The organism is Skermanella rosea (genome assembly GCF_016806835.2).
Classification (GTDB): domain Bacteria; phylum Pseudomonadota; class Alphaproteobacteria; order Azospirillales; family Azospirillaceae; genus Skermanella; species Skermanella rosea.
Map to the genome: position 1 here is coordinate 3,551,631 of NZ_CP086111.1, position 25,298 is coordinate 3,576,928.

The 25,298-nt window shown below is 68.0% G+C and carries 26 protein-coding genes; 10 read left to right on the forward strand and 16 right to left on the reverse strand.

Going from position 1 to position 25,298, the window contains the following annotated elements; translation table 11 throughout:
* Positions 1-110: 110 nt before the first annotated feature.
* A complete protein-coding gene (locus JL101_RS16495; RefSeq protein WP_203097405.1) occupies positions 111-1,436 on the reverse strand; it encodes a branched-chain amino acid ABC transporter permease in 1,326 nt (441 codons plus the stop codon).
* 100 nt (positions 1,437-1,536) lie between these two features.
* On the opposite strand from JL101_RS16495, the gene JL101_RS16500 reads away from it, so the two are divergent.
* Positions 1,537-2,103 (forward strand): hypothetical protein, encoded by a 567-nt coding sequence (locus JL101_RS16500; protein WP_228434872.1) that lies wholly within the window; start codon positions 1,537-1,539, stop codon positions 2,101-2,103.
* 19 nt (positions 2,104-2,122) lie between these two features.
* On the opposite strand, the gene JL101_RS16505 is transcribed toward JL101_RS16500, so the two are convergent.
* Positions 2,123-2,824 carry an alpha/beta fold hydrolase gene (locus JL101_RS16505; RefSeq protein WP_203097406.1) on the reverse strand — a complete coding sequence of 234 codons (702 nt, stop codon included), beginning with the start codon at positions 2,822-2,824 and terminating at the stop codon, positions 2,123-2,125.
* Positions 2,821-3,363 carry a hydrolase gene (locus JL101_RS16510; protein WP_203097407.1) on the reverse strand — a complete coding sequence of 181 codons (543 nt, stop codon included), beginning with the start codon at positions 3,361-3,363 and terminating at the stop codon, positions 2,821-2,823. The genes JL101_RS16505 and JL101_RS16510 overlap by 4 nt, the downstream gene beginning before the upstream one ends.
* Before the next feature lie 211 nt (positions 3,364-3,574).
* Here JL101_RS16510 and JL101_RS16515 point away from each other — a divergent pair, with 211 nt between their 5' ends.
* Both JL101_RS16515 and JL101_RS16520 read left to right on the forward strand, forming a co-directional pair.
* Entirely contained in the window at positions 3,575-5,053 is a 1,479-nt protein-coding gene (locus tag JL101_RS16515) for a DEAD/DEAH box helicase (protein WP_203097408.1), read from the forward strand.
* Between the two features lie 14 nt (positions 5,054-5,067).
* Positions 5,068-5,310 carry an Lrp/AsnC ligand binding domain-containing protein gene (locus JL101_RS16520; RefSeq protein WP_201079296.1) on the forward strand — a complete coding sequence of 81 codons (243 nt, stop codon included), beginning with the start codon at positions 5,068-5,070 and terminating at the stop codon, positions 5,308-5,310.
* A gap of 36 nt (positions 5,311-5,346) precedes the next feature.
* On the opposite strand, the gene ggt is transcribed toward JL101_RS16520, so the two are convergent.
* Both ggt and JL101_RS16530 read right to left on the reverse strand, forming a co-directional pair.
* The gene (ggt, locus tag JL101_RS16525; RefSeq protein ID WP_228434874.1) at positions 5,347-7,098 is read right to left on the reverse strand and encodes a gamma-glutamyltransferase; all 1,752 of its coding nucleotides are present in this window, start codon (positions 7,096-7,098) and stop codon (positions 5,347-5,349) included.
* Positions 7,099-7,153: 55 nt separating this feature from the next.
* On the reverse strand, positions 7,154-7,648 hold the full coding sequence (locus tag JL101_RS16530; RefSeq protein WP_203097409.1) for a hypothetical protein: 495 nt from the start codon (positions 7,646-7,648) through the stop codon (positions 7,154-7,156).
* A 139-nt stretch (positions 7,649-7,787) separates the two neighbouring features.
* Between JL101_RS16530 and JL101_RS16535 the strand changes: the two genes are divergently transcribed.
* Complete coding sequence (locus JL101_RS16535) at positions 7,788-9,701, forward strand: AI-2E family transporter (protein WP_203097410.1); 1,914 nt, start codon at positions 7,788-7,790, stop codon at positions 9,699-9,701.
* A 66-nt stretch (positions 9,702-9,767) separates the two neighbouring features.
* Positions 9,768-10,181 carry a response regulator gene (locus tag JL101_RS16540; RefSeq protein WP_203097411.1) on the forward strand — a complete coding sequence of 138 codons (414 nt, stop codon included), beginning with the start codon at positions 9,768-9,770 and terminating at the stop codon, positions 10,179-10,181.
* 94 nt (positions 10,182-10,275) lie between these two features.
* On the opposite strand, the gene JL101_RS16545 is transcribed toward JL101_RS16540, so the two are convergent.
* On the reverse strand, positions 10,276-10,971 hold the full coding sequence (locus tag JL101_RS16545) for an SRPBCC family protein (RefSeq protein WP_228434876.1): 696 nt from the start codon (positions 10,969-10,971) through the stop codon (positions 10,276-10,278).
* A gap of 44 nt (positions 10,972-11,015) precedes the next feature.
* Positions 11,016-11,327, reverse strand: coding sequence for a hypothetical protein (locus JL101_RS16550; protein ID WP_203097413.1), 312 nt, complete (start codon positions 11,325-11,327; stop codon positions 11,016-11,018).
* Between the two features lie 163 nt (positions 11,328-11,490).
* Between JL101_RS16550 and JL101_RS16555 the strand changes: the two genes are divergently transcribed.
* The gene (locus JL101_RS16555) at positions 11,491-12,033 is read left to right on the forward strand and encodes a hypothetical protein (RefSeq protein WP_203097414.1); all 543 of its coding nucleotides are present in this window, start codon (positions 11,491-11,493) and stop codon (positions 12,031-12,033) included.
* Positions 12,034-12,067: 34 nt separating this feature from the next.
* Here JL101_RS16555 and JL101_RS16560 read toward each other — a convergent pair whose 3' ends face one another.
* From JL101_RS16560 to JL101_RS16575, 4 genes are all read right to left on the reverse strand, one after another.
* Entirely contained in the window at positions 12,068-12,916 is an 849-nt protein-coding gene (locus tag JL101_RS16560; protein ID WP_228434878.1) for a 3-hydroxyacyl-CoA dehydrogenase family protein, read from the reverse strand.
* Positions 12,917-12,947: 31 nt separating this feature from the next.
* Entirely contained in the window at positions 12,948-14,717 is a 1,770-nt protein-coding gene (locus JL101_RS16565) for an acyl-CoA dehydrogenase (RefSeq protein ID WP_203097415.1), read from the reverse strand.
* A gap of 193 nt (positions 14,718-14,910) precedes the next feature.
* Positions 14,911-15,333 (reverse strand): hypothetical protein, encoded by a 423-nt coding sequence (locus JL101_RS16570; protein WP_203097416.1) that lies wholly within the window; start codon positions 15,331-15,333, stop codon positions 14,911-14,913.
* Between the two features lie 328 nt (positions 15,334-15,661).
* Positions 15,662-16,081 (reverse strand): response regulator, encoded by a 420-nt coding sequence (locus JL101_RS16575; RefSeq protein ID WP_203097417.1) that lies wholly within the window; start codon positions 16,079-16,081, stop codon positions 15,662-15,664.
* A 142-nt stretch (positions 16,082-16,223) separates the two neighbouring features.
* On the opposite strand from JL101_RS16575, the gene JL101_RS16580 reads away from it, so the two are divergent.
* Positions 16,224-17,204, forward strand: coding sequence for a sensor histidine kinase (locus tag JL101_RS16580; protein ID WP_203097418.1), 981 nt, complete (start codon positions 16,224-16,226; stop codon positions 17,202-17,204).
* Between the two features lie 132 nt (positions 17,205-17,336).
* Here JL101_RS16580 and JL101_RS16585 read toward each other — a convergent pair whose 3' ends face one another.
* The 4 genes from JL101_RS16585 to JL101_RS16600 all read right to left on the reverse strand — a co-directional run bounded on the left by JL101_RS16585 (position 17,337) and on the right by JL101_RS16600 (position 21,651).
* Positions 17,337-18,107: a hypothetical protein gene (locus JL101_RS16585; RefSeq protein ID WP_203097419.1), complete on the reverse strand. Its 771-nt coding sequence runs from the start codon at positions 18,105-18,107 to the stop codon at positions 17,337-17,339.
* Between the two features lie 40 nt (positions 18,108-18,147).
* The gene (locus JL101_RS16590) at positions 18,148-18,573 is read right to left on the reverse strand and encodes a DUF350 domain-containing protein (protein ID WP_203097420.1); all 426 of its coding nucleotides are present in this window, start codon (positions 18,571-18,573) and stop codon (positions 18,148-18,150) included.
* A gap of 33 nt (positions 18,574-18,606) precedes the next feature.
* The gene (locus JL101_RS16595) at positions 18,607-20,301 is read right to left on the reverse strand and encodes a DUF2491 family protein (protein WP_228434880.1); all 1,695 of its coding nucleotides are present in this window, start codon (positions 20,299-20,301) and stop codon (positions 18,607-18,609) included.
* Between the two features lie 138 nt (positions 20,302-20,439).
* Positions 20,440-21,651 (reverse strand): acyl-CoA dehydrogenase family protein, encoded by a 1,212-nt coding sequence (locus tag JL101_RS16600; RefSeq protein ID WP_228434882.1) that lies wholly within the window; start codon positions 21,649-21,651, stop codon positions 20,440-20,442.
* Between the two features lie 150 nt (positions 21,652-21,801).
* Between JL101_RS16600 and JL101_RS16610 the strand changes: the two genes are divergently transcribed.
* On the forward strand, positions 21,802-22,497 hold the full coding sequence (locus tag JL101_RS16610) for a TetR/AcrR family transcriptional regulator (protein WP_203097421.1): 696 nt from the start codon (positions 21,802-21,804) through the stop codon (positions 22,495-22,497).
* Here JL101_RS16610 and surE read toward each other — a convergent pair.
* On the reverse strand, positions 22,489-23,262 hold the full coding sequence (surE, locus tag JL101_RS16615) for a 5'/3'-nucleotidase SurE (RefSeq protein ID WP_203097422.1): 774 nt from the start codon (positions 23,260-23,262) through the stop codon (positions 22,489-22,491). The genes JL101_RS16610 and surE overlap by 9 nt on opposite strands.
* 171 nt (positions 23,263-23,433) lie before the next feature.
* Here surE and JL101_RS16620 point away from each other — a divergent pair, with 171 nt between their 5' ends.
* Positions 23,434-24,198, forward strand: coding sequence for an SDR family NAD(P)-dependent oxidoreductase (locus JL101_RS16620; RefSeq protein WP_203097423.1), 765 nt, complete (start codon positions 23,434-23,436; stop codon positions 24,196-24,198).
* Positions 24,199-24,213: 15 nt separating this feature from the next.
* A complete protein-coding gene (locus tag JL101_RS16625) occupies positions 24,214-25,281 on the forward strand; it encodes a phosphotransferase (RefSeq protein WP_203097424.1) in 1,068 nt (355 codons plus the stop codon).
* The last annotated feature ends 17 nt before the right edge of the window (positions 25,282-25,298 follow it).

The window sequence follows — 25,298 nt, forward strand, 5'->3', positions numbered from 1 at the left end:
GCGATGATCGCTATGAAGGATGCCCTGTGCATGGGGCGGAACATAGGGGGCTCGCCCGATGCCGGTCAAGTGCCATGCTGCCGCAGCCGGCAGGCACCGCGGCGAGGGCTTCAGTCACCCCGGGTCCGTTCCACGCCGAGCAGGCCGGTCGGGCGCATCACCAGCACGGCGATCAGGACGGCGAAGACCGCGACGTCCTTGTAGGCCATGGGGAACCAGGCGGCCCATCCGGTTTCCAGCGCCGCGATCAGCAGCCCGCCCAGGAAGGCCCCCGGAACGGATCCGATGCCGCCCACGATCGCCGCGGCCAGCGCCTTGAAACCGAGCAGCGTCCCCATGTATGCGTTGACCCCGCCGTACTGCAGCGCCACGACGAAACCCGCGGCACCGGCGCAGGCGGCGCCCAGGGCGAAGGTGGCGCCGACCGTCCGGTCCGTATCAACCCCCAGAAGTTCCGCCATCGCCATGTCGTCGCTGCAGGCCCGGTTGTCGCGCCCGAACCTCGTGCGCCGGAGCAGCCACCAGAGGCTGCCGGAGCACGCGACGGTCAGCATCACGACGAGCACCTGCCCGACCGAGACCGTGACGGGAAACCCGTCCGTACCAGCCAGGGTGATCCTGCCGGTCAGCACCGGCGCCAGCCAGCGGTCGCGCCCGCCCTGGAGCAGGCGCACCGCCTCCTGGAGCGCGATGGAGGTCCCGATGGCGGCGATCAGCGGGATCTGGGTCGGCGTCCGGCGCAGCGGCCGGAACACCAGCCGCTCGATCGACCAGCCCTGCCCCGCCGTGAGCGCCAGCGCCGCCAGCAGCACCAGCGGCAGGGCGCCCCACCCCGCCCCGCCCAGGCCCATGAAGACGACGGCGGCGATGACGCTCTGATAGGCGCCGAGCATCATGAGCTCGCCGAACGCGAAGTTGATCCGTCCGATGATGCCGTAGACCAGGGAGAACCCGACCGCCAGCAGGGCGTAGATGCAGCCGAGCACGGCGCCGTTGACCGTCTGCTGAAGCGCGTAGAGCCAGGCCAGCCTCCCGGGTTCGACCGCGTCCGCCGAGGGATCGGCGGACGGCGCCCGAACCATGGGCGCGGATCTCTCCAGCGCAAGCCAGCGCTTCAGGAAGAAGAGTCGCAGGCCGGTCACTTCACCGGCGTGGCTGGTGGCGACGCGGGTCAGTTCCAACGGGGCGTTCTCTACCCGCCGCGGGGAGAAGCGGCAGGCGATCCAGCGCGCCTCGCCGGCGGCCGTCCTGTAGCCGACGATCACGCCGTCGGGATCGGACGGGTCGGACTTCGGCGGGTCGCCGGAGATCCGGCCCATGTCGGGCTCGAAGGCGCCGATCGCCCGGCGGCAGGTCTCGACCTCGCCCGGATCGGGTCCGCAGCCGGCGAGCAGCAGGATCAGGACGAGCGATGGCAGCAGCGAGCGGACAGGCATACGGTCGGCATTCCACCAATGCGCTGGCGACGTCCGGATTGGCGGACCGGCTGAAAGGGTTCATATCATCGGGGGAAGTTGTCCGACCAGAGGTTCCGACATGGCGCGTTCCGGATTGGCATCCTGCGGTATCATGGCGGCGCTGCTCCTGCTGGCCGGATGCGGCGGCAGCCGGGTGGTGTCCGACACCCCGAGCACGGCCTATTCCCCGCTGGAGTTCAGTGCCGCGGCCGGTGGACGCGACTTGATGACGGAAGTCGTGGGAAATCCGTTCGGCATGGACCAGGCCGCCTTCGGCACCTCGGTGACGGACCTGATGCAGAACCAGCATTTCGGCCCGGCGACCCATTTCACGACCACGCCCGGCGACAGCGCCGACCCGCGGTACAAGGTGGTGATGGTGTTCAACCCGGCGGAGAACGTGCCCAATCCGCAGATCTGCGGCGGCCGTCCGATCGCGACGGACGACCGTCCCGGCCAGCCGATCCGCCTCCAGGCGGCGTTCTGCCGGGGCGGGACCCTGACGTCGACCAACGGCTGGGCGCCGGCCTTGTCCTCCCCGCAGGACCCGGCGTTCCGCAGCCTGATATCGGACGCCACCTTCTCCCTGTTCCCGATCCGCGACCCGAATCGGGGCAACGACGACTGCCGGCTCGCCGGCTGCTGACCCGAATTACAGTCCCGGCTCAGGAATAGACGAGCCAGTCCCGCATCAGCGCGGTCGCGGCGAAGGGCCGCTCCAGGGTGGCGAGATGGCCGCACTCCTCGATCACGGCGAGGCGGGCACGGGGGATCAAGTCCGCCATCTCGACATGCATCTCCAGGGTGCTCAGCGCGTCCTGGCGGCCGCACAGCACCAGGGTGGGGCTGGCGATCCCGGGCAGGTCGCCTCGGCTGTCGGGGCGGCCCATGATGGCGGTCTGCTGGCGCAGGAAGGCATCCTTGCCGACACGCTCCGCCATTCCCATGACGATGCCGGTCAGGGCCTCCTCCTCCGTCCGGGACGGATGGATCAGCATCGGCAGCAAGCGGGGCGTCACGCCGCGGAACTCACCCTGGTTGGCCAGGGCCATCAGGCCGCGCCGCCGCCGGCGCTGCTCGTCGGTATCGGCCCGCGCGTTGGTGTCCAGCAGCGCCAGCTTGATCACGCGGTCCGGCGCCCGCCGCGCGATCTCCAATGCCACGTATCCGCCCATGGACAGGCCCGCGACGGCGAACCGCGGCGGTGCCGATTCCAGCACCGCGTCGGCCATCGCCGCGACGCTGTCATGGTGGGTCAGGTCGGCGACGCCGATGTCGGCGACCTCGCCCAGGTAGCGCGACTGGTGCGCCCACAGCGCGCCGTCGCACAGCAGGCCCGGAAGCAGGATCAGGGGAAGTCTGGTCATCGGATCAGCGGAAGAACCTTCTTGAAAGCGGGCGTGTCGGCGCGCCCCAGCCATTCGAACATGACCATCTCGGACGTCACGATCTGGACGCCCCGCCCGCGCATCCGTTCCAGGGCGAGGTCGCGGTTGAGCGGTACCCTGGAGCCGACGGCGTCGGCCACCAGGAAGCAGTCGAAGCCGGCTTCGGCCAGCCCCAGCGTGGTCTGGAGCACGCAGACATGGGTCTCGGTTCCCGCGACGACGATCTGGCTTCGGTCGAGCCGGCGGACGCGCTCCATGAATCCGGGTTCCCGCGCCGCGCCGAAATTGATCTTCTCGATCACGGCGCCCGCCGGCATCAGTTCGGCGACCGGCGCTATGGTGTGGCCCAGACCCTTGGAATATTGCTCCGTCGCCAGCACCGGGACACCCAGTTCGGACGCGGCGAGAAGCAGCTTCCGGATCGAGCCGACCACCGCCTCGACCTCGTGGATCGCCGTCGCGAGGCGCTCCTGCACATCGACCACGAGCAGGATCGACCGGTCGGAGTCGAGCAGCATGGCGCAGATCCTTCTTGCGGAAACCCCTGGGTGACACTATCGTCCGCGGTATTGCGAAGCCAAGCCTATCGCACCGTGCCGCGCACCGCTGAGAAAAATCGGTGCGACAATACGGAATGTTGACATGATGGTTTGACTTTCCATACTGCCGTTCCAATCTGTGCTGCAAGCCGATAGGCTTACGCTGCTTTCTCCAACCGACACTGGCTTAATGAATTTTTCGGAAATTGGGCTCGGGCCCGAAGTCCTGCGCGCCGTCGAGGATGCGGGCTATACCCAACCGACTCCGATCCAGGAACAGGCGATCCCCTGGGTCCTTCAGGGACGGGACGTGCTGGGGTGTGCCCAGACGGGCACCGGCAAAACGGCAAGTTTCACCCTCCCCATGATCGAGATCCTGGCCAACGGCCGGGCCAAAGCGCGCATGCCGCGCTCGCTGATCCTGGAGCCGACCCGCGAGCTCGCGGCACAGGTCGCCGAGAATTTCGAGACGTACGGCAAGCACCACAAGTTGAACATGGCGCTGCTGATCGGCGGCGAGTCGTTCGGCGACCAGATCAAGAAGCTGGACCGTGGCGTCGACGTCCTGATCGCGACGCCGGGCCGCATGATCGACCTGTTCGAGCGCGGCAACATCCTGCTGAGCGACATCAAGATCTTCGTGATCGACGAAGCCGACCGGATGCTCGACATGGGGTTCATCCCCGATATCGAGCGGATCGTGGCGCTGCTTCCGAAGATGCGGCAGACCCTGTTCTTCTCGGCGACCATGCCGCCGGAGATCAAGCGGCTGGCCGACAACTTCCTGATGAACCCGCGCGAAGTGTCGGTCTCGCCGCCCGCCTCCATGGCGGAGACGGTCACCCACGCGCTGACCATCGTCCAGCCCGAGGACAAGCGGCGGGCGCTGCGCCACCTGCTCAGCACCGAGGACGTCAAGAACGCGCTGATCTTCTGCAATCGCAAACGCGACGTGGCGATCCTGCACAAGAGCCTGGAGAAGCACGGCTTCAACGCCGGGGCGCTCCACGGAGACATGCCGCAGAGCAAGCGGACCGAGACGCTGGAATCCTTCAAGAAGGGCGAGATCACGCTGCTGGTGTGCAGCGACGTGGCGGCGCGCGGCATCGATATCGCCGGTCTCAGCCACGTCTTCAACTTCGACACCCCGCTCCATGCGGAGGATTACGTCCACCGGATCGGCCGCACCGGCCGGGCGGGCCGCCAGGGCCGCGCCTTCACGATCGCCAATCCGGAAGAGGGCAAGCAGGTCGCCGCGATCTCCAAGCTGATCAAGCGGGAGATCCCGCTGATCTCGATCGACGGCGTGGAACTGGCCGAGTTCGAGGAGATCTCCGACCGGCGCCGCCGGCGCCCCGCGCGCAAGGACGAGGCCCGGAAGGAAGAAGCCCGGAAGGACGAGCCCCGGAAGGAGGAGGAGACCAAGGCAGCCCGTCCGCCGAAGTCGGAATCCCGTCCGCGGCCGGAGCCCCGGCCCGAGCGCGAAACCCGTCCCGACCGCGAGCAGCGGGCCGAGTCGATGCGCTCCGACCCGCCGCGCCGTGACCGCGACGACCGTCGCCGCCGCCGCGAGGAGGACGATGACGACGAGGTCGTGATCGGTTTCGGCGACCACATCCCGGCCTTCCTGCTGCGCCGCGCCCGGCCGGTCGCCACTCCGGAAGCGTGAGGACGGTCCCAGCCATGCAGACCATCTTCATCATGGTCAAATGCGACCTCGGGCAGGCCTACGAGGTCGCGGACCGCGCGGTGCAGGACGTGGAGCAGGTGTCGGAGGTCCACTCGACCTCCGGCCAGTACGACCTGCTGATGAAGTGCTACCTGGACGACGAAACCGACATCGGCCGTTTCGTCACCGAGCAGGTGCAGACCCTGCCGGGGGTGAAGGACACCTTCACCCTGATCACGTTCAAGGCCTTTTCCTGAACGATCGCTTGGGCGGCGGCCGAAGGCCGCTCCGGGTCATCGGCCGACCGCCAGGTTCTCCCGCCGGATGTCGGCGCCTCCCAGCAGCCTGCCCTCTTCCACCGCGATGATGCTGAGGCCGCTGGTCAGGTCGGTGACCGACACGCCATGCCCCATGCGCTCCAGTTCCGCCGCGAGGTCGGTGATCGAAGTGCCGGCTTCCAGCAGGGTCGCCGGTGCCTTCCCGTTGTTGTTCTGGAAATGCGGCAGCGCCGCCACCTGCTGCGGGTCCAGTCGCCAGTCGACCAGCGCCACGACGCTCTGCGCGACGTAGGAGATGATGGAGGATCCGCCCGGCGAGCCGAGCACGTACCGCACCTTGCCGTCCTGGTCGAACACGATCGTCGGCGCCATGGAACTGCGCGGGCGCTTGCCCGGTTCCACGCGATTGGCGACGGGCTGCTCGGGCGTGCCGGCCGCGAAGGAAAAGTCCGTCAACTCGTTGTTGAGCATGAAGCCGCGCACCATACGGCCGGAGCCGAACGCGCTCTCGATGGTGGTCGTCATCGACACGGCGTTGCCGAACCGGTCGACGATCGAGATATGGCTTGTCGCCGGGACGTCGCGATGGACGCCGTCGAGGAGCCGGCCCGTCCTGAACGGCGGATCACCGGGTTCCGCCGGTCCCATGTCGCGCTCCGTGCCGATCAGGCCGGCGCGCGTCTCGAGATACTGCCGGTCCAGCAGCCCGCGCACCGGCACATCCACGAAATCGGCGTCGGCGACGTACCTGTTGCGGTCGGCGAACGCCAGCCGGTTCGCCTGGGTATAGAGCTGAACCGACCGCACGGTGTTGGTCCCGGCGGCCGCCATGTCGAAAGGCTCCAGCATCGCCAGGATCTGGGCCACCGCGATGCCGCCCGACGAGGGCGGTCCCATGCCGCAGACCTTGTACGCACGGTAGGTTCCGCAGACGGGAGCGCGTTCCTTGACCTGATACGACGTGAAGTCGCTGGGTGCCAGATCCCCAGCGCGGGGCTCCCGACGGACCGCCGAGATGATGTCGTCCCGGATCGGGCCGGTGTAGAAGGCGTCGGCATTGCCGTGCCGCACCAGGGCCTCGACCGACCGGGCATATTCCTCGTTCAGCAGCAGGGTTCCGGCCTGCTTCGGCGTGCCGTCCGGATTGAAGAAGTAAGCCTTGGCGACGGGATCGTTGGGAATGCGTGCCGACGCCTTGATCGAGTCGGCCAGTCGCGGCGATATCTCGAATCCGCCGCGCGCGAGTTCGATCGCGCGCTCCGCCAGGTCGGCCATCGGCAGCGTGCCGAACCGGCGGTGCATTTCCTCGATCAGCTTCGGCGTTCCCGGGACGCCGGTCGAAAGACCGCTCTCGATCGCATCAGCCAGGGACATTCCCTCGAACCGTGCCGGCGTCGCGGCACCCGGCGCGGTTTCCCGCGCGTCCAGGGTGATCAGGCGGCCGGCCGCCGCGTCCTGGTAGACCAGGAAGGCGCCTCCGCCGAGCCCGGAGGACTGCGGCTCCGTCAGTCCGAGGACCAGTTGAACCGCGATCGCGGCGTCGATGGCGTTTCCGCCCCGCTCGAGCACCGCCAAGCCGGCGCGCGACGCCTCCGGATTGGCCGCCACGACCATCTCGCTCCCGGCGGCGACCAGGGGTTTCTGCCGGAAGCCGGTGGCGATCTCCGGCGGAAACCGGTCGTTCAACTGCAGGGCCGATGCCGGCAACGCGGCGGCGATGGTGCCGACCGCGCCGGCGACAATGGATAGAACGACCTGCCTGCGCATCAAGCCCATCCTTCGGCTCCTCGGGAATTGCGGATCATGGTTCGACGCGAAGAGGCTACATGGGCGAGCCTACACCACTTTCCCGGGCCAGTTCCTGCGCTTCTTCAAGGCGTTCCGTGCATTGGGCCATGTCGCCCTGGCGGCCGGCATTGCGCGCGCCGAGCAGCAGGGTTTCCAGCTGCGCCCGCTCCGCCGCGCCGATTCCCGGCTGTGCCGACGGCGCGTCCGGGACCGCCCCCTCGGGAGCGCCGTCCTGCTGCGGGATCGCGGGTGCCGTGTTCATTCCGTCGGCGCTCGGATTCGGCGGCTCGACCACGCGGCCGGTGCCGACGTCGGGCGGCTGGATGACGCCGCCGGACTGGGCAAGGCTCTCGCTCGCAGCGCTCCCCCCGCTTCCGGCCTGGGGAGCGCTTCCGCTCAGCCCTAGCGAACCAGCCAGCCTGTCGACCTCGGCGAGGCAATCCCGTGCCTGGCCCTGCTGGGCAAAAGCGGCCGAAGTCGCGCCGGTCAGGATGACCGACGCCGTCAAGAGCATACCCAGTCCACGCATTCGAACCTCCTTCGACCTGTCATGTCATGTCAACACTTGGAGGAGCGGTTTCGTCCCCCTTCGCGAGGAGGAGCGCAACAAGTGATCGGGGTGCATGTTCACAGGAGGTTCTATTCCCAACTTGCGGCCGCCCATCAAAATGTCAGTCACGACACCGAGTTCCCGGGCCCTTTCCCCGCAATCCCCCGCTTCCCACTCCCAGGCCGCTGCCCGACCGGTCCGCGTCCAGCCGGCGGCCCCGGCGGTATCGCCCGGTACGACGCTCGGCATCATCGTGACCGTCGTCGCGGCGCTCTATTTCGGCAGGGACATCCTGATGCCGGTCGCGCTGGCGGTCCTGCTCAGCTTCGCGCTGGCACCCATCGTGATCCGCCTGCGTCGCTGGGGATTGGGCCGGGTTCCCTCGGTGATCCTGGTGGTCCTGCTGATGTTCATGGCCATAGTGGGCTTCGGCACCCTGGTCGCGAGCCAACTGGTGGATCTGGCGCGCAACCTGCCGAATTACGAGCAGAACATCCGGGCCAAGATCCAGAGCGTGCGCGGCGCCACCGAGGGCGGCGGGGGCGGCGTGATCGACCAGGCCTCGGAAATGCTGCGCGACCTCAGCAGGGAGCTGGAGCAGGCGACCACGCCCAGTCCGGAAGCGGTGGCCCGGCAGGCCGCGGAAAGCGGGCGGCTCGACGTGCTGCGCCCGATCCCGGTGGAGATCCACGAGCCGCGGCCATCGCCCTGGAACGAGATCCAGACCTTCCTGGGGCCGCTGGTGGCCCCGATCGGCACGGCCGGCATCGTCCTGGTCTTCGTGATCTTCATGCTGCTTCAGCGGGAGGACCTGAGGGACAGGCTGATCCGTCTGGTCGGGGCGAACGACCTGCACCGGACGACGGAGGCGATGGACGAGGCCGGGGCCAGGGTGAGCCGTTACCTGCTGATGCAGCTGATCATCAACGTCACCTACGGAATCCCGGTCGCGATCGGCCTCTATTTCATCGGGGTGCCGAACCCGATCCTGTGGGGCGTGCTGGCGACGGTGCTGCGCTTCATCCCCTATGTCGGCCCGGTCGTATCGGCCTTCTTCCCCATCGTGCTGTCGTTCGCGGTGTCGCCCGGCTGGACCGACCCGCTGCTGACCATCGGCCTGTTCCTGGGATTGGAGCTGTTCAGCAACAACGTCCTGGAACCCTGGCTCTACGGCAGCAGCACCGGCCTGTCGCCTCTGGCGGTGATCGCGGCGGCCGTGGTCTGGATCACCCTGTGGGGGCCGGTCGGAGTGCTGCTCGCGACTCCGCTGACGGTCTGCCTCGTCGTCATCGGCCGCCACGTGCCGCAGCTGCAATTCCTCCACGTGATGTTCGGCAACGATCCCGTCCTTCCGGTCGAGGCCAGGTTCTACCAGCGACTGCTCGCCCGCGACCCGGCGGAAGCGGCGGAGCTGGCGGAGGAGGCCGCCGGGGAACGCCCGCTCGCAGCCTTGTACGACGAGCTGGTCCTGCCCGCGCTTCATCTCGCCGAGGCCGACCGGCAGCGCGGCGCCTTCGACAACGCCACCCAGGCGGCGATCGCCGAAGGCATCGACACCGTGGTCGAAAGCCTGGACGATTACGAAGAGCCCCCTTCCCCCGACGGTGACGCCGACAGGCCTCCGCCGGTGCCTGCGCGCGTCCTGTGCATCGCCGGCCGCAACGAGCTGGACCGGGCGGCGGCGGCCCTGGCGGCCCATCTGCTGGAACGGGACGGGCTCAAGGCAGAGGCCTTGCCCTGCGAAGCCGTGTCGCTCCGCAACCTCAACAAGCTCGACACCACGGATGTCCGCCTCATCTGCCTGTCATACCTCAACCCCGGGTCGGTCCAGCATGCCCGGCGGGTGGTGCGCCGCCTGCGCGGCAGGTTGGGTACCTCGGTCCCCATCGTGGTCGGGCTGTGGAGCGGCCAGGGCACGTTCCCTCCGCCCGACGCCGAGGGCACCATAGCCGCGGATCGGCTTGAAACCACCCTGTCCGGAACGCTCGCCTACATCAGGAAGCAGCGAATCTTCGGGAGTACAGAGGGCTGATCCCTTTCGTTACTTGTTGTTGGTAAGGAGTTGGCCAAACAGCCGAAAGTGCAAAGGGGAATTACGTTGGGTGGAGTTCGTCTCATCATAGCCGAGGATCAGTTGCTGGTCGCGCTCGACATGGAGACGATCGTGACCGGCGCCGGCCATGAAGTCTGCGGCATCGCCTCCAATGCAGACGAGGCGCTGACCCTGGTGGCGGAGCACAGACCCGACCTGGCACTGCTCGACGTCGAATTGGGCGGCACCGACGGGCTGGAAGCGGCCCGCCTGATCATGGACCGGTGGCAGGTGCCGACGCTGCTGGTCACCGGTCACGTCACCATGGAGATCGCGCGGGGTGTGGGAGTGGTCGGGCTGGTGCGCAAGCCCTTCACGGAGCGCACCCTGCTGGCGACCATCGACGCCTGCCTGACATGGCTTGCCGATGGCGTGGTCCAGGAGCCGCGTCCGCCGGGTTTTATCGGGCCGGATATCTAGGGAACCCGGAAGGATCTTCTCCGAGCGTTGGGCCCGCGGGCCCAACGCATCGCATGGAACATGGCTGACGGAAGGGCCCAGCCGCGGGAGCGGATCAACGGCTTCGGCCGGACGGCTGGCCTTCGGTGGTGGTGATCTCGCCCGCTTCCATCAACTGCTTGAGCCGGCGCAACGCCCGATGCGCATGAAGCTGGGGCTCCTGTCCGGACAGCATGGCGATCCCCCGGCCCAGCCGGCCCATCGGCGGCTCGTAGGTGAGTTCGAGGCGCACCTCGGTGCCGCGGCCGCCCGGCGCGTCGGCGAAAGCCACCCAGCCCGAGTTATGCACCTGCGCGTCGCCGACGCTGCGCCAGGCAATGCGCTCGTTCTCACGGTCGTCATCGACCTCCGCGTCGAAGGTGACCTTGGCTCCGCCCGGCCCGTTGACCACCCAGTGGGAGTGGCGCGGGTCGCGCACGTCGATCCGGTCGATTTCCGTCATGATCCGCGACAGGTTCGTGAAGTCGCGCCAGAACCGGTACAGTTCCTCGCGCGGCTTGGCGATCGTGACCGAATGACGGATGGTGACCGGTTTCGGGTGGATGGCCGGCATGTCGCGCAGGTCCGGCAGATGGAGGCGCTCCCTCACCGCGTCGTTGGCGACGCCGCTGGCGAGCAGCCCCGCCCCGGCCGCCGTCAATGCCGCTCCCGCCCAGCCGCCGCGGCGCAGCCCCTGTACGGCCAGCAGTCCGCCGCCGGCCAGCAAGGCGTAGCGGCCCCAGTTCGCAGGAGCCGTCATCGATCGATCCATGTCTCATTTTCCTTCTGGTTTGCCGTTGATGACCGCGTCCGGTGTCAGGGAAGGCCGCCGATGCCGCCCAGGGTGCCTCCCTTGGTGCCGGTCGAATCCGGGTCCTCGTCATGGCCGTAGGGCTTGCCGTCCGCATCCAGCGTCGGCGAGGCGCCCTTCTCCATCCGGCGCTCCTTGCCCGTCCGCATGGCCTGGTCGGGTTCGGGGTTGAGCCCTCCGACCGAAGCCGATTCGCCCTGCTCGTCGGCAAGGTGGCGGGCATCGCGCTCCATGATCACGTCGGTCCGGCTGCGGATGTCCTGCGGACGCTCGCCCACCGGCTTTTCACGCTGTTCGCGGGCTTCACGGTCGTTCATTGCCTTGTCCCTGGCCTGTTGCGATGCCTTGGACAACAGCGCGGATGGCAGACCATTGCGTGGGATCGCACGGTTCCACCCTGGCTTGTCGCGGACTATCCGGGATGGGCATGGAACGTGTACCATCCATGTACGGTGATCACGGCACGCGGAGCGACGATCGATGACATCCCGGATTGCCACGAAGGACGCCCCGATGCGGGTCGCCGCCGCCACGTTGGCGGCGCTGATCCTGATCCCGCATCCTTCCCACGGGGCGGCCATCGCCTCGGAGCAGGCCAACGGCCTGACGCTCGATCCGCCCAGCGGCTGGAGCCGGTCCCAGGAAGGAGCCAACGTGGTCTACCGGACGGAGACGTGCAGCCTGTCCGTCCTGGCGCCGCGCGCGATGGGCGGCGACCGCCCGGTCCCGTTCTTCCAGCAGACCTGGAATTCGGTGAAAGGCCCGTTGCGGGTTCTGCGCGAGCAGCCGCCCACGCAGATGCGGACGGGCGACGGGTCGGTCGGCCGCTATGCCTCCGCCGTGGTGGACTCCGGGGCGGACGAGCGCGTCGTCGCCGTGTTCATGGCGAGCGACTCGCGGGACGCGCACTTCATGGTCTTCACGGGGGAGGCGGCGGATTGCGAGCCCCATCTGCCGAGGGCGGAGGCTGCCATGCGGAGCGTCACGCTGGGCCAACGCGGCGCGGTGCCAGCGCCGCTGTAGCGCATCCCCAACCGAGGCCCGAACCCGCCGCAGCCTAGCGGCCGTAAGCCTTCCAGCCACGGCCTGTGCGCCGCCCCTGGTGGCCGGCCGCCACCCGCTGCTTCAGGAGGGGGCGCGGCAGGAAGCGCGGGCCGTAGGCGTCGTGCAGGATCTCCTGCACCTGGAGGGTCAGCCCATTGGTCACCAGGTCCATCAGCTCGAACGGGCCGACGGGATGGCCGAGGCCCAGGCGGCACGCCTTGTCGATGTCCTCCGGCGTCGCGACTTCCTCCTCGGCGAGGCGGACCGCCTCGATCAGGAAGGCGTGCAGCACCCGGTTGACCGCGAACCCGGCGACGTCCTTCACCCTGATCGGTTCCTTCGCGGCGGCCCGGCAGATCTCCATCACCCGATCCACCACGTCCGGCGCCGTCTCGAAGCCGGGGATCACCTCGACAAGCTTCATGCGGCTGACCGGCGAGAAGAAATGGGTGCCGAGGAAACGGCCCCGGCGCTCCGCCGACAGCGCCGCCGCCAGCGTGGAGATCGGGATTGTCGAGGTGTTGCTGGCGAGCAGGCAGTCCGGCACGCAGATCGCGTCCAGCCGGCGGAAGACCTCGGATTTGACCGAAACCTCCTCGAACACCGCCTCGATCACGAACTCGCGGTCGGCATAAGCGGCGAGGTCCGGGGTCGGCAGCAGGCGGTCGAGCGTCGCCTGCTTGTCCTCCGCCTTGTAGAAGCCGCGCGCGGCGCCCTTGTCCAGCACCTCGCCGAGCCGTGCCATCGCGCGCTCGACCGAAGCCGCGTCGCTGTCGTGCAGCCGCACCTCGTTCCCGGCGAGGGCGAAGCTCAGGGCGATCTCCGCGCCCATCATGCCGGCGCCGACGATTCCGATTCTCATGGGCAGTTCTTCCAGAAAGATGTGGGGTCGGTCAAAACCAGTCCGGGCGCATGTCGAGCAGCGTCGGATCGAGCGAGAGAAGCACCTCGGCATGGGCCCGGGCACGCGGCAACTCGTAATGGAAGAAATAGCGGCAGGCCTGGAGCTTACCCGCCTTGAACGCCGCGTCGGGATGCTCCCGGACCGCTACGGCCTGCCTCAGCCACATCCAGGCGACGACGGCGTGGCCGACCAGGTCCAGGTACAGCGAGGCATTGGCGAGCGCGCGGTCGGATGGTCCGGCGGCCAGCGTCGAGGTGACCCGTTCGATCAGGTCCCAGGTGCGCGCCAGGTCTCCGGCATGATCGGCCGCCTCCCCGCTCGCGGCCCGGTCGATGGCGGCGCGGATCTCGCGGGCCAGCAGCCTGAAGGCGGCACCGCCTTCCATCGTCACCTTGCGGCCGAGCAGGTCAAGCGCCTGGATGCCGTTGGTGCCCTCGTGGATCGGGTTCAGCCGGTTGTCGCGGTAGAACTGCTCGACCGGGTATTCGCGGGTATAGCCGTAGCCGCCATGGACCTGGATGGCCAGATCGTTGGCTTCCAGGCAATACTGCGCCGGCCAGGCCTTGACCAGCGGGGTCAGGATGTCGAGCAGGAGTCCCGCCTCGCGCCGGGCGCCCTCGTCCGCGGCGGTGCGCCGCTCGTCGACCAGCCGGGCGGCGTAGAGGCACAGCGCCAGCCCGCCCTCGACATAGGCTTTCTGGGCCAGCAGCATGCGGCGGACGTCGGCATGCTCGATGATGGGCCGCTGCGGGGTCGAGGGGTCCTTCGCTCCCGCCGGGCGACCCTGGGGACGGCTGCGGGCATAGTCGAGCGCGTGCAGATATCCGGTATAGCCGAGCATGACGGCGCCGAGCCCGACCGCGATCCGGGCCTCGTTCATCATGTGGAACATGTAGGAGAGGCCCTGGTTCGGCTCGCCGACCAGCCAGGCGACGGCTCCCTCCCCCTCCCCGAAATTCAGCATTGTCGAGGTGGTGCCGCGCCAGCCCATCTTGTGGATCAGGCCGGCCAGCGCCACGTCGTTGCGCCGCCCGAGGGAACCGTCAGGCTCGACCAGGAACTTGGGCACCAGGAACAGGGAGATGCCCCTGATCCCCGCCGGCGCGCCGCGGACGCGGCCCAGCACCATGTGGACGATGTTCTCCGACAGGTCGTGGTCGCCGCCGGAGATGAAGATCTTGTTGCCGGTCAGCCGCCAGGTGCCGTCGCCGGCGGGCTCCGCCGTGGTCCTTATGTCCGCCAGCGAGGAGCCGGCATGGGGTTCCGTCAGCGCCATGGTGCCGAACCAGCGCCCGGCCAGCATGTTCGGGACGTACCGGGCCTTCTGCTCCTCCGACCCGTGGGCCAGGATCAGGTTGGCGGCCGCCATGGTCAGCATGGGATAGGAAGCGGTCGCCATGTTGGCCGCCTTGAACAGCCCGAAACCGGCCAGCGCCACCGTATGGGGAAGCTGCATCCCGCCGAGCTCGAAGTCCTGGCCGGCGGCCATCATGCCGGCCTTGGAGAAGGCGTCCAGCGCCTCGCGGACTTCCGGAATCACATGGACCCTGGAGTCATCGAAACGAGGCTCCTCCAGATCGGATTTGCGGTTGTGGGGGGCGAAGTATCGTTCGGCCAGCCGAAGCGCCGTATCGATGGACGCATCGAAGGTCTCGCGGCTGTGTTCGGCAAAGCGGTCGCGCGCGGTCAGGTCCTGGACCCGGAGCACGTCATAGAGCTGGAAATCCAGGTCGCGCCGGTCGATCAGCAGGCTTGGCATCACGCTCCGACAAGACCAGACCGGCGGAACGCGACCACCGGCCCGGTCCCGAAGATCGGGGCCAAGCCGGCAGCAACGGAGAGGCCGGAAACCGGCGTCATCTGCGTAACCTCCCTAGAGGGGATTGTTCTTCCTGAATGCCCTGGTGTCCGGGCTTGGCGGGACTGTATATTCAAACAAACGTATGAGTCAATCACGCAGGTGGCGCATCGAAGCGGAAATCCGCAGGATTCCGCCAAAACGAGGCCCGCTCCTCCAGCCTGTCCCGCAGATCGTCCCGCGCCCTTTCCATGGCGTCGATATCCGTCAGTTCCATGGCCTCGCAGCAGTCGGCGCAGAAGTCGGTGGTTTCCTGGATGGAAAATGAAATGAGGTCGAGCCTGCACTGCATCAGTCCCAGATGGACCGACAGCAGGTCGACCTGATGCCGGAGCGAGCCGATCTCTGCCTGGAACAGGCCGAGATCCCCGGCATGTGGAGCCCTCCGTTCCTCGCCCTGCCGGGTGCGCGCGGCGACCGCCCGCTGGAAATCGATGATCTTGGCGGTCCCCATGATCATGCTGTCTGGACGCCGGTCGTCCGGCTCACCGGAGTTCGGCAGCCCGTTCTTTGTCATGATTCCTCCTCGGTGAGCAGGCAAAGGATTCCGGTCGCGCAAGAGAGTTCCGGAACTGGACTTCGGTTGGAAACCACTCCTGCCTGATGAGAAGGAGGCTAGTCGGTTCTGCTCGAAACGGTAATCGAGCTGAAGGTTAGAATTCGAAGTTTTGCGATGACCGGGAGTATAAGGCGGTTACATAGAATGTCATACGGGCAGGCCGGTATGTCTGCCGCTACCCTATGCTGCCTTGTCCGAGGACGCTCCGGCGGCCTCGCCCGGGATCATGTTGCCGGCGCACGCCCCCTTCCCGCGCGCACCGCCCCGGAGGAAGGGATCGGACCGGTCAGTCGATCTCGGTCAGCGCTCCGCTGAATGCGTCCGCCATCTGATCCATGGCGAAAGGCTTCACCAGATAGCCGAAGGGCTGCGCGACGTCGGCACGCTGCCGGGTAAGCGGATCGGTCTGGGCGCTCATGAAGATGGAACGGATGCCGAGACCCCCCCTGATTTCCAGGGCGGCGGCGATTCCGTCCGTGCCTCGGGCGAGGCGGATATCCATCAGCACGAGATCGGGTCGAAGCCTCGCAGCGGCCTGGACGGCCGCGGGACCGGTATCGACCACCTCGACCACGTCATGCCCGAGTTCGACGACCATGTCCTCGATATGCATGGCGGTGATGGCCTCATCCTCGACGATCAGGACGCGGAGCGCGCGATCGGGCCGTTGCTCCGATCCGCCGGCAACGGAATCCGCAGCATACACCGCCCGGCACCTGGTACGGTGGTTGGAACCGGCGCAGTCCAAGCCTTGCATCCACCTTAGCTTTCTTCGCATGTTGTCGAGTGGCGGGGTACACTTCCCGCCCGACGCGCATGATGTCACAGCCAGACCGAGGAGTACCAGTATGTCGAAGGCGGACAGGGATGGCGAACACCAGTTCCGCCTGCTTGCCGATAACGCCCCGGTCATGATCTGGCGGTCGGACCTGACCAAGGCGTGCGATTTCTTCAACGAGCCGTGGCTCGAATTCTCCGGCCGGACCATGGAGGAGGAACTCGGATTCGGCTGGGCCGAGGGTGTCCACCCCGAGGATTACGATCGCTGCGTCGAGATCTACAAGACGAGTTTCGACAGGCGCGAGTGCTTCACGATGCCCTACCGGCTCCGGCGGCACGACGGAGAGTATCGCTGGCTCCTGGACAACGGGCGCCCCTACCACGACTCCGACGGCATTTTCGCCGGCTATTTCGGCTCCTGCATCGACATAACCGACATGAAGCAGGCGCTGGACGACAAGGACGTGCTGCTGCGGGAGGTGCATCACCGGGTCCGCAACAACATGCAGCTCATCTCAAGCCTGCTCGAGATGCAGGCCGGCACCGCACAGGCTCCGGAAGCCAGGAGCAAGCTGCAGGAGACGGCATGGCGAGTCCGCTCGATCGCGCTGGCGCAGGAACAGCTCCACGAGGCCGGGAACTTCGCGAACGTCGATCTGGGGGACTACATCCGATCCCTGGTCCAGGTCGTCGGGACCATGCAGGAGCGAATCGCCTTCGAGGTCGAGGTCGATCCGATCCCCTTCTCGCTGGACCGGGCGGTCCCGACCGGGCTGATCGTCAACGAACTCCTGACCAACGCCCTGAAGCACGCTTTCCCCGGCGACAGGGCCGGCACCGTCCGGGTCGAAGCACGCCGGGAAAGCGACGGAACGGTCGCCATAACCATCTCCGACGACGGCGTCGGGCTCCCCTCGACCGAGCTGCCGGAGCGGGCGCGCAGCCTGGGGTTCCGGCTGGTCAGGCGGCTTGGGATGCAGGCCGGAGCCCGCATCTCGGTGGAGAACGCCGGCGGCACCCGCCACCGGATCATCCTGCCTCCGGCATGACGGGAGGCGTGACCGCCCACTCACCCGCTCAGCCGCAGCTCGGGTAGAGCGAAGCGGGACCGGGCAGGCAGACGCGCCGGTGTCTGCCCCGCCCCGGTAGACGGGGCAGACACCGATCGGAAAGTTGAGGAACTACTTGCGCGCGCGGATCGCCGCCAGCCGGTCGGAAAGGGCGGCCGGGGCCGGGGCCTGACCTGAGGCGAGACGCAGGGCGGCCGCGATGTTCGGGTCGTCCTCCTCCGGCTTGGTCGGCTTCAGCAGCTTGGCCTTCGCCGCCGCCGCATCGGCCGACGCCATGTCGCGGGCCGCCGAGTCCTGCATGGCCTTCAGCGCCACGCTGAGCCCGCTGGTGGCGCTCGCCAGCCCGGCGGCCTGCCGGGCGGCCTCGGCGCGCCTCTCCGCGGCATCGCGCTGCTGCTGTGCGCGCGACATGTCCCGCTGGGCGCGGTCGAGATCGCTGCGGGCGCGCTTCAGTTTGGCCCCGGCGTCGGCATAGGTCTGCTCCAGCATCTGCAGGAAGTCCTGGGCGTCCTTGGCCTCGGCCTCCTCGCGCTCGATCTCGGGCGCCATTTCCTCCAGCATGGAAACCAGGGTGTTCAGGCTCTTTTCGAAAGCGGCCTTGCGGCCCGGATCGCTCTCCGCGGCCATCTGCTTCTCGATCTGCTCCGCTGCGGCAAGGCGCTGGCGCGACAGGGAATTGATCGCGTCGGCCTCCTTCTTCTCCCGCTCGTAGCTGGCGCGGGCGTGGGCGACCTGGAGGCCCAGGTCGTCCAGATGCTGCTCCATGGTGCGCAGTTCGGCCTCGGTCGCGGCCTGCGGATCCCAGCGGACCAGCGCCTCGACGCTGGCCTGGACGGCGCGGTCCGTCTTGACTCCGACGAGGTTGCGAATGAACGAGATCATCTAGGGCTCCTTGCCAAATTGGTCGATGCAGATTTGGGCATCAGCCTGCCATCGCGCCAGCGTTCAACAGACCGATTCCGATCTGAATTCCCGCGAGCGTCAGTGCCGCCGCGACGTTCCCCCCTTCGATCATCGGCCGCATGTCGCGGAACAGCAGGGTCGCGATGCCGAAGGCGGCGAGTTGGAGAACCAGGGCGATCAGGCCCCAGATCACGATGTCGAGCAGGAACAGGCTGGTGGCCAGCGTGGCGGCCAACGGTACGGCGAACGCTATGATGGTGCCGCCATAGACGATGCCGGCCGCGACGTTGCCGCCGCGGACGAGATGCCGCTCGTTGAACGGGGTGATCGCGGTATAGCAGGCGACGCCGAGCGCCAGCAGCAGCAGGGTCACCACGAAATGCAGCAGCAGGACGGGCAGGCCCTGGCCAAGGCTGGAGAGGACGGTGCCGAAATCGGTTTCCATGGGGTGTCCGTGCTTCTTTGATGGCGGGTCGGATCAGGCGAGCGAGAGCATGGCGGGATTGACGTCGATGCCGGCGTGGATATCCACCCAGGCCCGGCTGCCCTCCTCCACCGCCGATACCATGATGTATTCGGTCGGCGGAGCCGGATCGGCGGCCCCGGTCGGGGCGGCGTAGAGCATGGTGGTGAGCGTCCGGACGGTCATGCCGTTGGCGTCGGTGCCGTTCTCATACATGGTGTGGGGCTGGATGCGCGAGGACCCGGGCGCCCAGGCGCGCGGATAGACCTTGCCGTCCTTGGTCTGGAACTCCGGCCAGCCGATCATGCCTTCGCGCTGGTCCAGCCAGAACCCCCACTCCTCCTCGCTGCCGGGGTGGACCTCGTCCACCAGGGAGAAGAAGCGGCATTCGTCCGGCTGCCCCGCGGTGTTCAGGTGGATCTGGAAAAACCCCGTCTCCTCCGGCAGGTAGAGCCGGTGCAGCGTCGCGGCGCCGTCGCCGACGGTGGAGACCATGGCGACGCTGACCAGCATGTTGGAGCCGGAGACCTCGCTGGGCGCCGTGACCTTGGTCGTCCCGCCGGCCAGGATGAAGGGCGTCGGATCCATGGTCAGCGTCATGCCCACCCGGAACAGCGACGGCGTGTAGGTTTCGCCGGACAGCTTCTGCCGCAGGATGTTCCCCGCGGTCTTCAGATTGCTCATGGAGCCACTCCCTCCGGAACGGGCGGGCCGCGCGCCCCTCTGCTTGCGCCACAGCCAGACCAGGAAAATCACGCCCCCGCCGACCAGCAGGATCGACACGAAGCCGAATTCGCCGAAGCCGCCGCCCGAGCCGCCGGGTGCGTCCGCGGTCTCCGCCAGCGCCACCTCGCGCGGGGTGTCGGGCGGCAGGTATTCGGGATCGCGGGGCTGTCCCTGCTTGCCGGCCAGGGACTGGTCGAGCGAGTTCAGCTTCGCCCGCAGGTCCGCGTTGTCGGCGGCGAGACGGTCGGCCTCGGCACGCCACTGCTGGTAGCCCGGGTCGTTCTGATGATTGTGGAAGAAGTCGGCGTAGCCGGGGCGGGTCAGGTTGTCGAGCAGGAACCACAGAAACAAGCCGTCCCAGATTCCGAACCGGGACGCCGACCGGGCCGCGTAGCCTGGCACCGACCAGCCGCGCGCGCCGCTCCAGCCGCCGAGGCCGCCGCCGTATCCACCCGTCGAGTAGCCACGGCCGAACGATCCGCCATAGCCGCCCCCGCCGTAGCTTCCGCCGGAACCCCAGCCCCAGCCGGAGCCGCCGCTGCGGCGCTGCCCGCCGTACTGGGTGCCGTAATCCGGCCTGGGAGCGGTTGGAGCCGCCGCCGGCGGGCTTTGCTGCTGTTCGCGGTAGCGGCTGAGCGCGTCGCCGCCGGACTGGCGCGACATGGCACGGTCGCCGGCGGACGGCGTGCCCGAGCCGAAGATGCCTCCGCCCGAGGTGGACGGCCGGGAATAGCCGCCGCTGGCCGACGGCGTCCTGCTGGACCGGCTGGTGGTCCCGAACGACGGCGTGCGCGAGTAGCTGCTGCTCGGACGGGAATAGCCGCCCGACGACCGCGATCCGCCCGACCTCGGCCGGGCCTCGGCATGGTCCACGCCCAGGGTGAATTCGACGCGGCCGACCGACGGCCAGCGTTCCGGCACCGGGGCGCCGGTCAGGACCAGCGCGGCGCCGAGCGCCACCACCTTGAGCCATCGCCAAGTCATATGCAGAAGCCGATCCTTCCCAACGTTCCGTGCCGCCAGGGCGCGGCACGGAACGGTCAACACGTCGGGAAGCGTTTTATCCCTTTCGCGGCCGGAGCGTGAAGCGTCTTTATCGTCGATGGGTTCGAATGATCCGGCTCAGCCGTGCTTCGCCAGTTCCATCCGCGCGACGGATTCGAGGTGGACCTCGTCGGGACCGTCCGCAAGCCGGAGGGTCCGGGCCGAAGCCCAGGCGTAGGCCAAGTGGAAGTCCTGGCAGACGCCGGCGCCGCCATGGACCTGGATCGCCCGGTCGATGACGGCCAGTGCGACATTCGGCGCCACTACCTTGATCATCGAGATCAGTCCGCGCGCCGCCTTGTTGCCGACGGTATCCATCTGGCGCGCCGCTTCCATCACGAGAAGCCGTGCCTGCTCGATCTCGATTCGGGACCGGGCGATCTCCTGCCTCAGGGCGCCTTGCTGGGCCAGCGGCTTGCCGAAGGCGACGCGGGCATGGGCGCGGGCGCACATGGCTTCCAGCGCCCGTTCGGCCTGCCCGATCAGGCGCATGCAGTGGTGGATGCGGCCCGGGCCGAGGCGTCCCTGCGCGATCTCGAAGCCCCTGCCCTCGCCCAGCAGGATGTTCGAGGCGGGAACGCGGACATCCGTATAAGTCACCTCGGCATGGCCGTGGGGCGCGTCGTCGTAACCGAACACGGTCAGCGGCCGGACCACCTCGACGCCGGGCGTGTCGAACGGCACGAGGATCATCGACTGCTGCCGGTGCTTCGGCGCGGACGGGTCGGTCTTGCCCATCAGGATCGCGATCCTGCAGCGCGGGTCGTTGGCACCCGACGACCACCATTTGCGGCCGTTGACGACGTAGTGGTCGCCGTCGCGTTCGATTCGGCATTCGATGTTGGTGGCGTCGGACGACGCGACCTCCGGCTCCGTCATGGCGAAGCAGGAGCGGATCTCGCCCGCCAGCAGCGGCTTCAGCCAGCGCTCCTTCTGCTCCGGCGTGCCGTAGCGGACCAGGACCTCCATGTTGCCGGTGTCCGGCGCGGAGCAGTTGAAGATCTCCGGCGCCATGAACGAACGGCCCATGATCTCGCAGAGCGGCGCGTAGTCGCTGTTGGACAGCCCGGCGCCCATTTCGCTGTCGGGCAGGAACAGGTTCCACAGCCCCTCCTCCCGCGCCTTGGCTTTCAGTTCCTCGACGATCGGCGGTGCCTGCCAGCGGTCGGCCTGGGCGGCGTGCTGCTCGTGCCACACCGTCTCGTTGGGATAGATGTGCAGGTCCATGAAGGCGAGCAGCCTGTCACGCAGGCCGGAGGCGTCGGAGGCGGTCTGGATGCTGGCGGACACGGCGTTCTCTCCCTAATCCATGAATTCATTCAAACGATCGTTTCAATCGGGGACGATAAATCCTTTCAAGCCCACTTGTCCACGGGCATGTCGCGGTCCGGCGCCATTGATTGAAGCGAACGTATGAAATAAGATTGAAACGATGTTTGAATGCGGAACTGGATCATGCGCGGATTGGAGACCAAGGAGATCATCCTGGACACGGCGGAGCGGCTGTTCGCTGAACGGAGCTTCGCCAGCGTGTCCCTGCGGGAGATCACGGCCGCCGCGGGCGTCAATCTGGCCGCGGTGAATTATCATTTCGGCTCCAAGGACGCCCTGCTGCTGGCGGTCTTCAAGCGTCGCGCCGCCGACCTCAACCGGGAGCGCGTGGCCCTGCTGAAGGAGGCGGAGGCGCGGGCCGCCGGCGGGCCGGTACCGCTGCGCGAGATCCTGCACGCCCTCCTGTGCCCGCCGATCCGCTGGACCCAGAACCCCAGCGGCGGGCTGTCGGTCTTCATCCAGTTCATGGCACGGGTGCGCACCGACGGAACGCCGGAGATGCGCGCCCTGATGGACAAGGACGTGGGGCACCTGCAGCGTTTCGTGGTGCCGCTCGGCCGGGCGATGCCCCATCTGCCGCAGGAGGAAATCTACTGGCGCCTGCACTTCACGCTGGCGCTCATGCACTACACCATCACCGACCTGGGCCGGCTGGAGGCCATCTCCGGCGGCCTGTGCGACCTGGAGGACACCGACGCGCTGATCGAGCGGATGATCGACTTCGCGGTGGCCGGGTTCCAGGGACCGCACGCGGCGGCACCCGCCAGGGCCGCGGTCCCGGAGACGGTTTCGGCGTCAGGATAGCGTCTTGCGCAGGTCGACCATGGCGTCCAGGTCGGTGCGGTCGAACTTCAGCGGGGTGACGGCCACGGCGCCCCGCTTCAGCGCGGCGACGTCGGTATCCGGGGCCAACTCGCGGCGCTCGCGCAGGAAGCGCAGCCAATAATAGGCTTTCTCCCGGGTATCCTCCCGCTGTTCGATGCCGATGTTCAGGATGCCGCCCTCGCCCTGGCGGACCGCCTCCATCGCGGTGACCTGGTCCGGCGGGATGTCGGGAAAGTTCACGTTGTAGCACAGATTGCCCGACCAGCCGCCCGTCGTCAGCGTCCGGATCACCTTCGGCGCCCAATGGGCGGCGGTCTCCCAGGGCACGGAGTTGCGGGTGCGGTAGGACTGACTCAGCGCGATCCCGCGGATGCCCAGGAACAAGGCGGTCATGGCGCCGGCGACCGTGCCGGAATAGGCCACGTCGTCGCCCAGGTTGGCGCCCGCGTTGATGCCGGACAGCACGAGGTCGGGACGCTGTTCGCCCATCAGGTGCTGCACGCCCATCAGGATGCAATCGGCCGGCGTGCCGTTGACGCTGTAGCGCCGGTGCCCGCGCTCGCGGACCCGGATCGGCTGGTGCAGGCTGATGGAGTTGGCCGTGCCGCTCTGGTCATGTTCCGGCGCCACAACCCAGACTTCATGCGCCAGCGTGGCCGCGACCTCTTCCAGGATTTGCAGGCCCGGCTCGCCGATCCCGTCGTCGTTGGTCAGAAGCACGCGGTTGAACGGACGGTCCGTCATGTCGGTTTCTCCTTGGGTCCATGGACGGAGCCCGCTCGACAGGCCCCGCCCCATGGCGTAGAATTAGAACAAACGTTTGAGTGAATCCAGAAGCCTCGGCTTGCGGTTCACGAAAGGCGGGGCACCATGCCACGGGCCTCGCTCCAAAGACAGGAACCTGAGGGGAAGCGCATGTTCGACTTGACGGGCAAGGTCGCCCTGATCACCGGCTCCAGCCGGGGGATCGGCCGGTCGATCGCGGAGTGCATGGCGAAGGCCGGCGCCAAGGTGGTGATTTCCAGCCGCAAGGCGGATGCCTGCGCCGCCGTGGCCGAGGAACTGGCGCGCGCCGGCTTCGAGGCGATAGCGGTGCCGTGCAACATCTCCCGCAAGGAGGAGCTTCGCACCCTCGTCGATACCACGCTGGACACCTGGGGGCGGATCGACGTGCTGGTCTGCAACGCCGCGACCAACCCGGTCTACGGCCCGTCGATCGAGGTCAGCGACGAGGCCTTCGACAAGATCCTGGGCACCAATGTCCGCAGCACCTTCTGGCTGTGCAACATGGTCCTTCCGCAGATGGCGGAGCGGGGTGACGGCGCGGTCGTCCTGCTGTCCAGCATAACCGCCCTGACCGGCAACCCCGTGATCGGCATCTACGGCGTCTCCAAGGCGGCGGAAGCGCAGCTCGCCCGCAATCTCGCGGTCGAATGGGGACCGCGCGGCATCCGGGTCAACTGCATCGCCCCGGGCCTGGTGAAGACCGATTTCGCGCGGGCCCTGTGGGAGAACCCCGACCTGCTGAAGCGCGTCGAGGAGCGCACGCCCCTGCGGCGGATCGGCGACCCGGACGATATCGGCGGCATCGCCACGTTCCTGGCGTCGCGCGCCGCGCGTTTCGTCACCGGACAGGTCATCGTCGCCGACGGCGGCGCCACGATCTCCGACCCGCTCTGACACCCGGAGAAAGCCATGACGACGAAGCCCAATCCCGGAGAGACCGATGCCGGCGCGGTGCGCGAGGCGCACCGGTTCGACGAGGACGCCCTGGCCACCTATCTGGCGACGGCCCTGCCGGGCTTTCGCGGACCGGCGGCCATCAAGCAGTTCAAGGGCGGCCAGTCGAACCCGACCTTCCTGATCGACACCCCGGGCCGGCGCTATGTCCTGCGCAAGAAGCCGCCGGGCACCCTGCTGCCCTCCGCCCATCTGATCGAGCGCGAATACAAGGTGATGGTCGGGCTGAAGGGCGCCGGCTTTCCCGTGGCGACCCCGCACCTGCTGTGCGAAGACCCTTCGATCATAGGGACGGCGTTCTACGTGATGGATTTCGTCGAAGGGCGTATCTTCTGGGACCCGGCCCTGCCCGGCCTTCCGCCGGACGAGCGCGCCGGCATCTTCGACGCCATGAACGACACGCTTGCCCGGCTCCACACCGTGGACTGGCGCGCGGCGGGACTGGCGGACTACGGCAAGCCGGACAACTATATCGGCCGCCAGATCGACCGCTGGACACGCCAGTACCAGGCCGCCCGGACCGAGCCGATGCCGGCCATGGACCGGCTGATCGAGTGGCTTCCCGCGAACCGGCCGCCCGGCGACGAAACGGCGATCGCCCATGGGGATTTCCGGATCGACAACATGATCTTCCATCCGACCGAGCCCCGGGTCCTGGCCGTCCTGGACTGGGAATTGTCCACCCTCGGCCATCCCCTGGCCGATCTCGCCTACAATTGCATGATCTGGCACCTTCCGACCGGGCAGAAGGCCCTGACCGGCTTGGGCGGACTCGATCTGGACGCGCTTGGCCTCCCGACCGAGGACGCGTATGTGGCCGCCTATGCGAGACGGACGGGCCGTGCTGGGATCGAAAACTGGCGCTTCTACATGGCCTTCGGCCTGTTCAGGATCGCCGCGATCGCCGAAGGGGTGCGGGCCCGGGCGCTCCAGGGCAACGCCAGTTCGGCCGACGCCGATGCGGTCGGCGGCATGGCGCCTCTGCTGGCGGAACTGGGGTGGCAACAGGCCCGGCTGGCCTGAGGAACGTGCCGATACCG

Excerpts from the sequence above, each read along its gene's own strand:
- JL101_RS16530 (WP_203097409.1), bottom strand. The coding sequence starts at position 7,648 with ATGCGTGGACTGGGTATGCTCTTGACGGCGTCGGTCATCCTGACCGGC.
- JL101_RS16580 (WP_203097418.1), top strand. The coding sequence starts at position 16,224 with ATGTCGAAGGCGGACAGGGATGGCGAACACCAGTTCCGCCTGCTTGCC.
- JL101_RS16545 (WP_228434876.1), bottom strand. The coding sequence starts at position 10,971 with ATGGATCGATCGATGACGGCTCCTGCGAACTGGGGCCGCTACGCCTTG.
- JL101_RS16535 (WP_203097410.1), top strand. The coding sequence starts at position 7,788 with ATGTCAGTCACGACACCGAGTTCCCGGGCCCTTTCCCCGCAATCCCCC.
- surE (WP_203097422.1), bottom strand. The coding sequence starts at position 23,262 with ATGACGGACCGTCCGTTCAACCGCGTGCTTCTGACCAACGACGACGGG.
- JL101_RS16610 (WP_203097421.1), top strand. The coding sequence starts at position 21,802 with ATGCGGAACTGGATCATGCGCGGATTGGAGACCAAGGAGATCATCCTG.
- JL101_RS16585 (WP_203097419.1), bottom strand. The coding sequence starts at position 18,107 with ATGATCTCGTTCATTCGCAACCTCGTCGGAGTCAAGACGGACCGCGCC.
- JL101_RS16500 (WP_228434872.1), top strand. The coding sequence starts at position 1,537 with ATGGCGCGTTCCGGATTGGCATCCTGCGGTATCATGGCGGCGCTGCTC.
- JL101_RS16590 (WP_203097420.1), bottom strand. The coding sequence starts at position 18,573 with ATGGAAACCGATTTCGGCACCGTCCTCTCCAGCCTTGGCCAGGGCCTG.
- JL101_RS16570 (WP_203097416.1), bottom strand. The coding sequence starts at position 15,333 with ATGACAAAGAACGGGCTGCCGAACTCCGGTGAGCCGGACGACCGGCGT.
- JL101_RS16565 (WP_203097415.1), bottom strand. The coding sequence starts at position 14,717 with ATGCCAAGCCTGCTGATCGACCGGCGCGACCTGGATTTCCAGCTCTAT.
- JL101_RS16515 (WP_203097408.1), top strand. The coding sequence starts at position 3,575 with ATGAATTTTTCGGAAATTGGGCTCGGGCCCGAAGTCCTGCGCGCCGTC.
- JL101_RS16555 (WP_203097414.1), top strand. The coding sequence starts at position 11,491 with ATGACATCCCGGATTGCCACGAAGGACGCCCCGATGCGGGTCGCCGCC.
- JL101_RS16550 (WP_203097413.1), bottom strand. The coding sequence starts at position 11,327 with ATGAACGACCGTGAAGCCCGCGAACAGCGTGAAAAGCCGGTGGGCGAG.
- JL101_RS16495 (WP_203097405.1), bottom strand. The coding sequence starts at position 1,436 with ATGCCTGTCCGCTCGCTGCTGCCATCGCTCGTCCTGATCCTGCTGCTC.
- JL101_RS16625 (WP_203097424.1), top strand. The coding sequence starts at position 24,214 with ATGACGACGAAGCCCAATCCCGGAGAGACCGATGCCGGCGCGGTGCGC.
- JL101_RS16560 (WP_228434878.1), bottom strand. The coding sequence starts at position 12,916 with ATGAGAATCGGAATCGTCGGCGCCGGCATGATGGGCGCGGAGATCGCC.
- JL101_RS16620 (WP_203097423.1), top strand. The coding sequence starts at position 23,434 with ATGTTCGACTTGACGGGCAAGGTCGCCCTGATCACCGGCTCCAGCCGG.
- JL101_RS16505 (WP_203097406.1), bottom strand. The coding sequence starts at position 2,824 with ATGACCAGACTTCCCCTGATCCTGCTTCCGGGCCTGCTGTGCGACGGC.
- JL101_RS16595 (WP_228434880.1), bottom strand. The coding sequence starts at position 20,301 with ATGACTTGGCGATGGCTCAAGGTGGTGGCGCTCGGCGCCGCGCTGGTC.
- ggt (WP_228434874.1), bottom strand. The coding sequence starts at position 7,098 with ATGCGCAGGCAGGTCGTTCTATCCATTGTCGCCGGCGCGGTCGGCACC.
- JL101_RS16510 (WP_203097407.1), bottom strand. The coding sequence starts at position 3,363 with ATGCTGCTCGACTCCGACCGGTCGATCCTGCTCGTGGTCGATGTGCAG.
- JL101_RS16520 (WP_201079296.1), top strand. The coding sequence starts at position 5,068 with ATGCAGACCATCTTCATCATGGTCAAATGCGACCTCGGGCAGGCCTAC.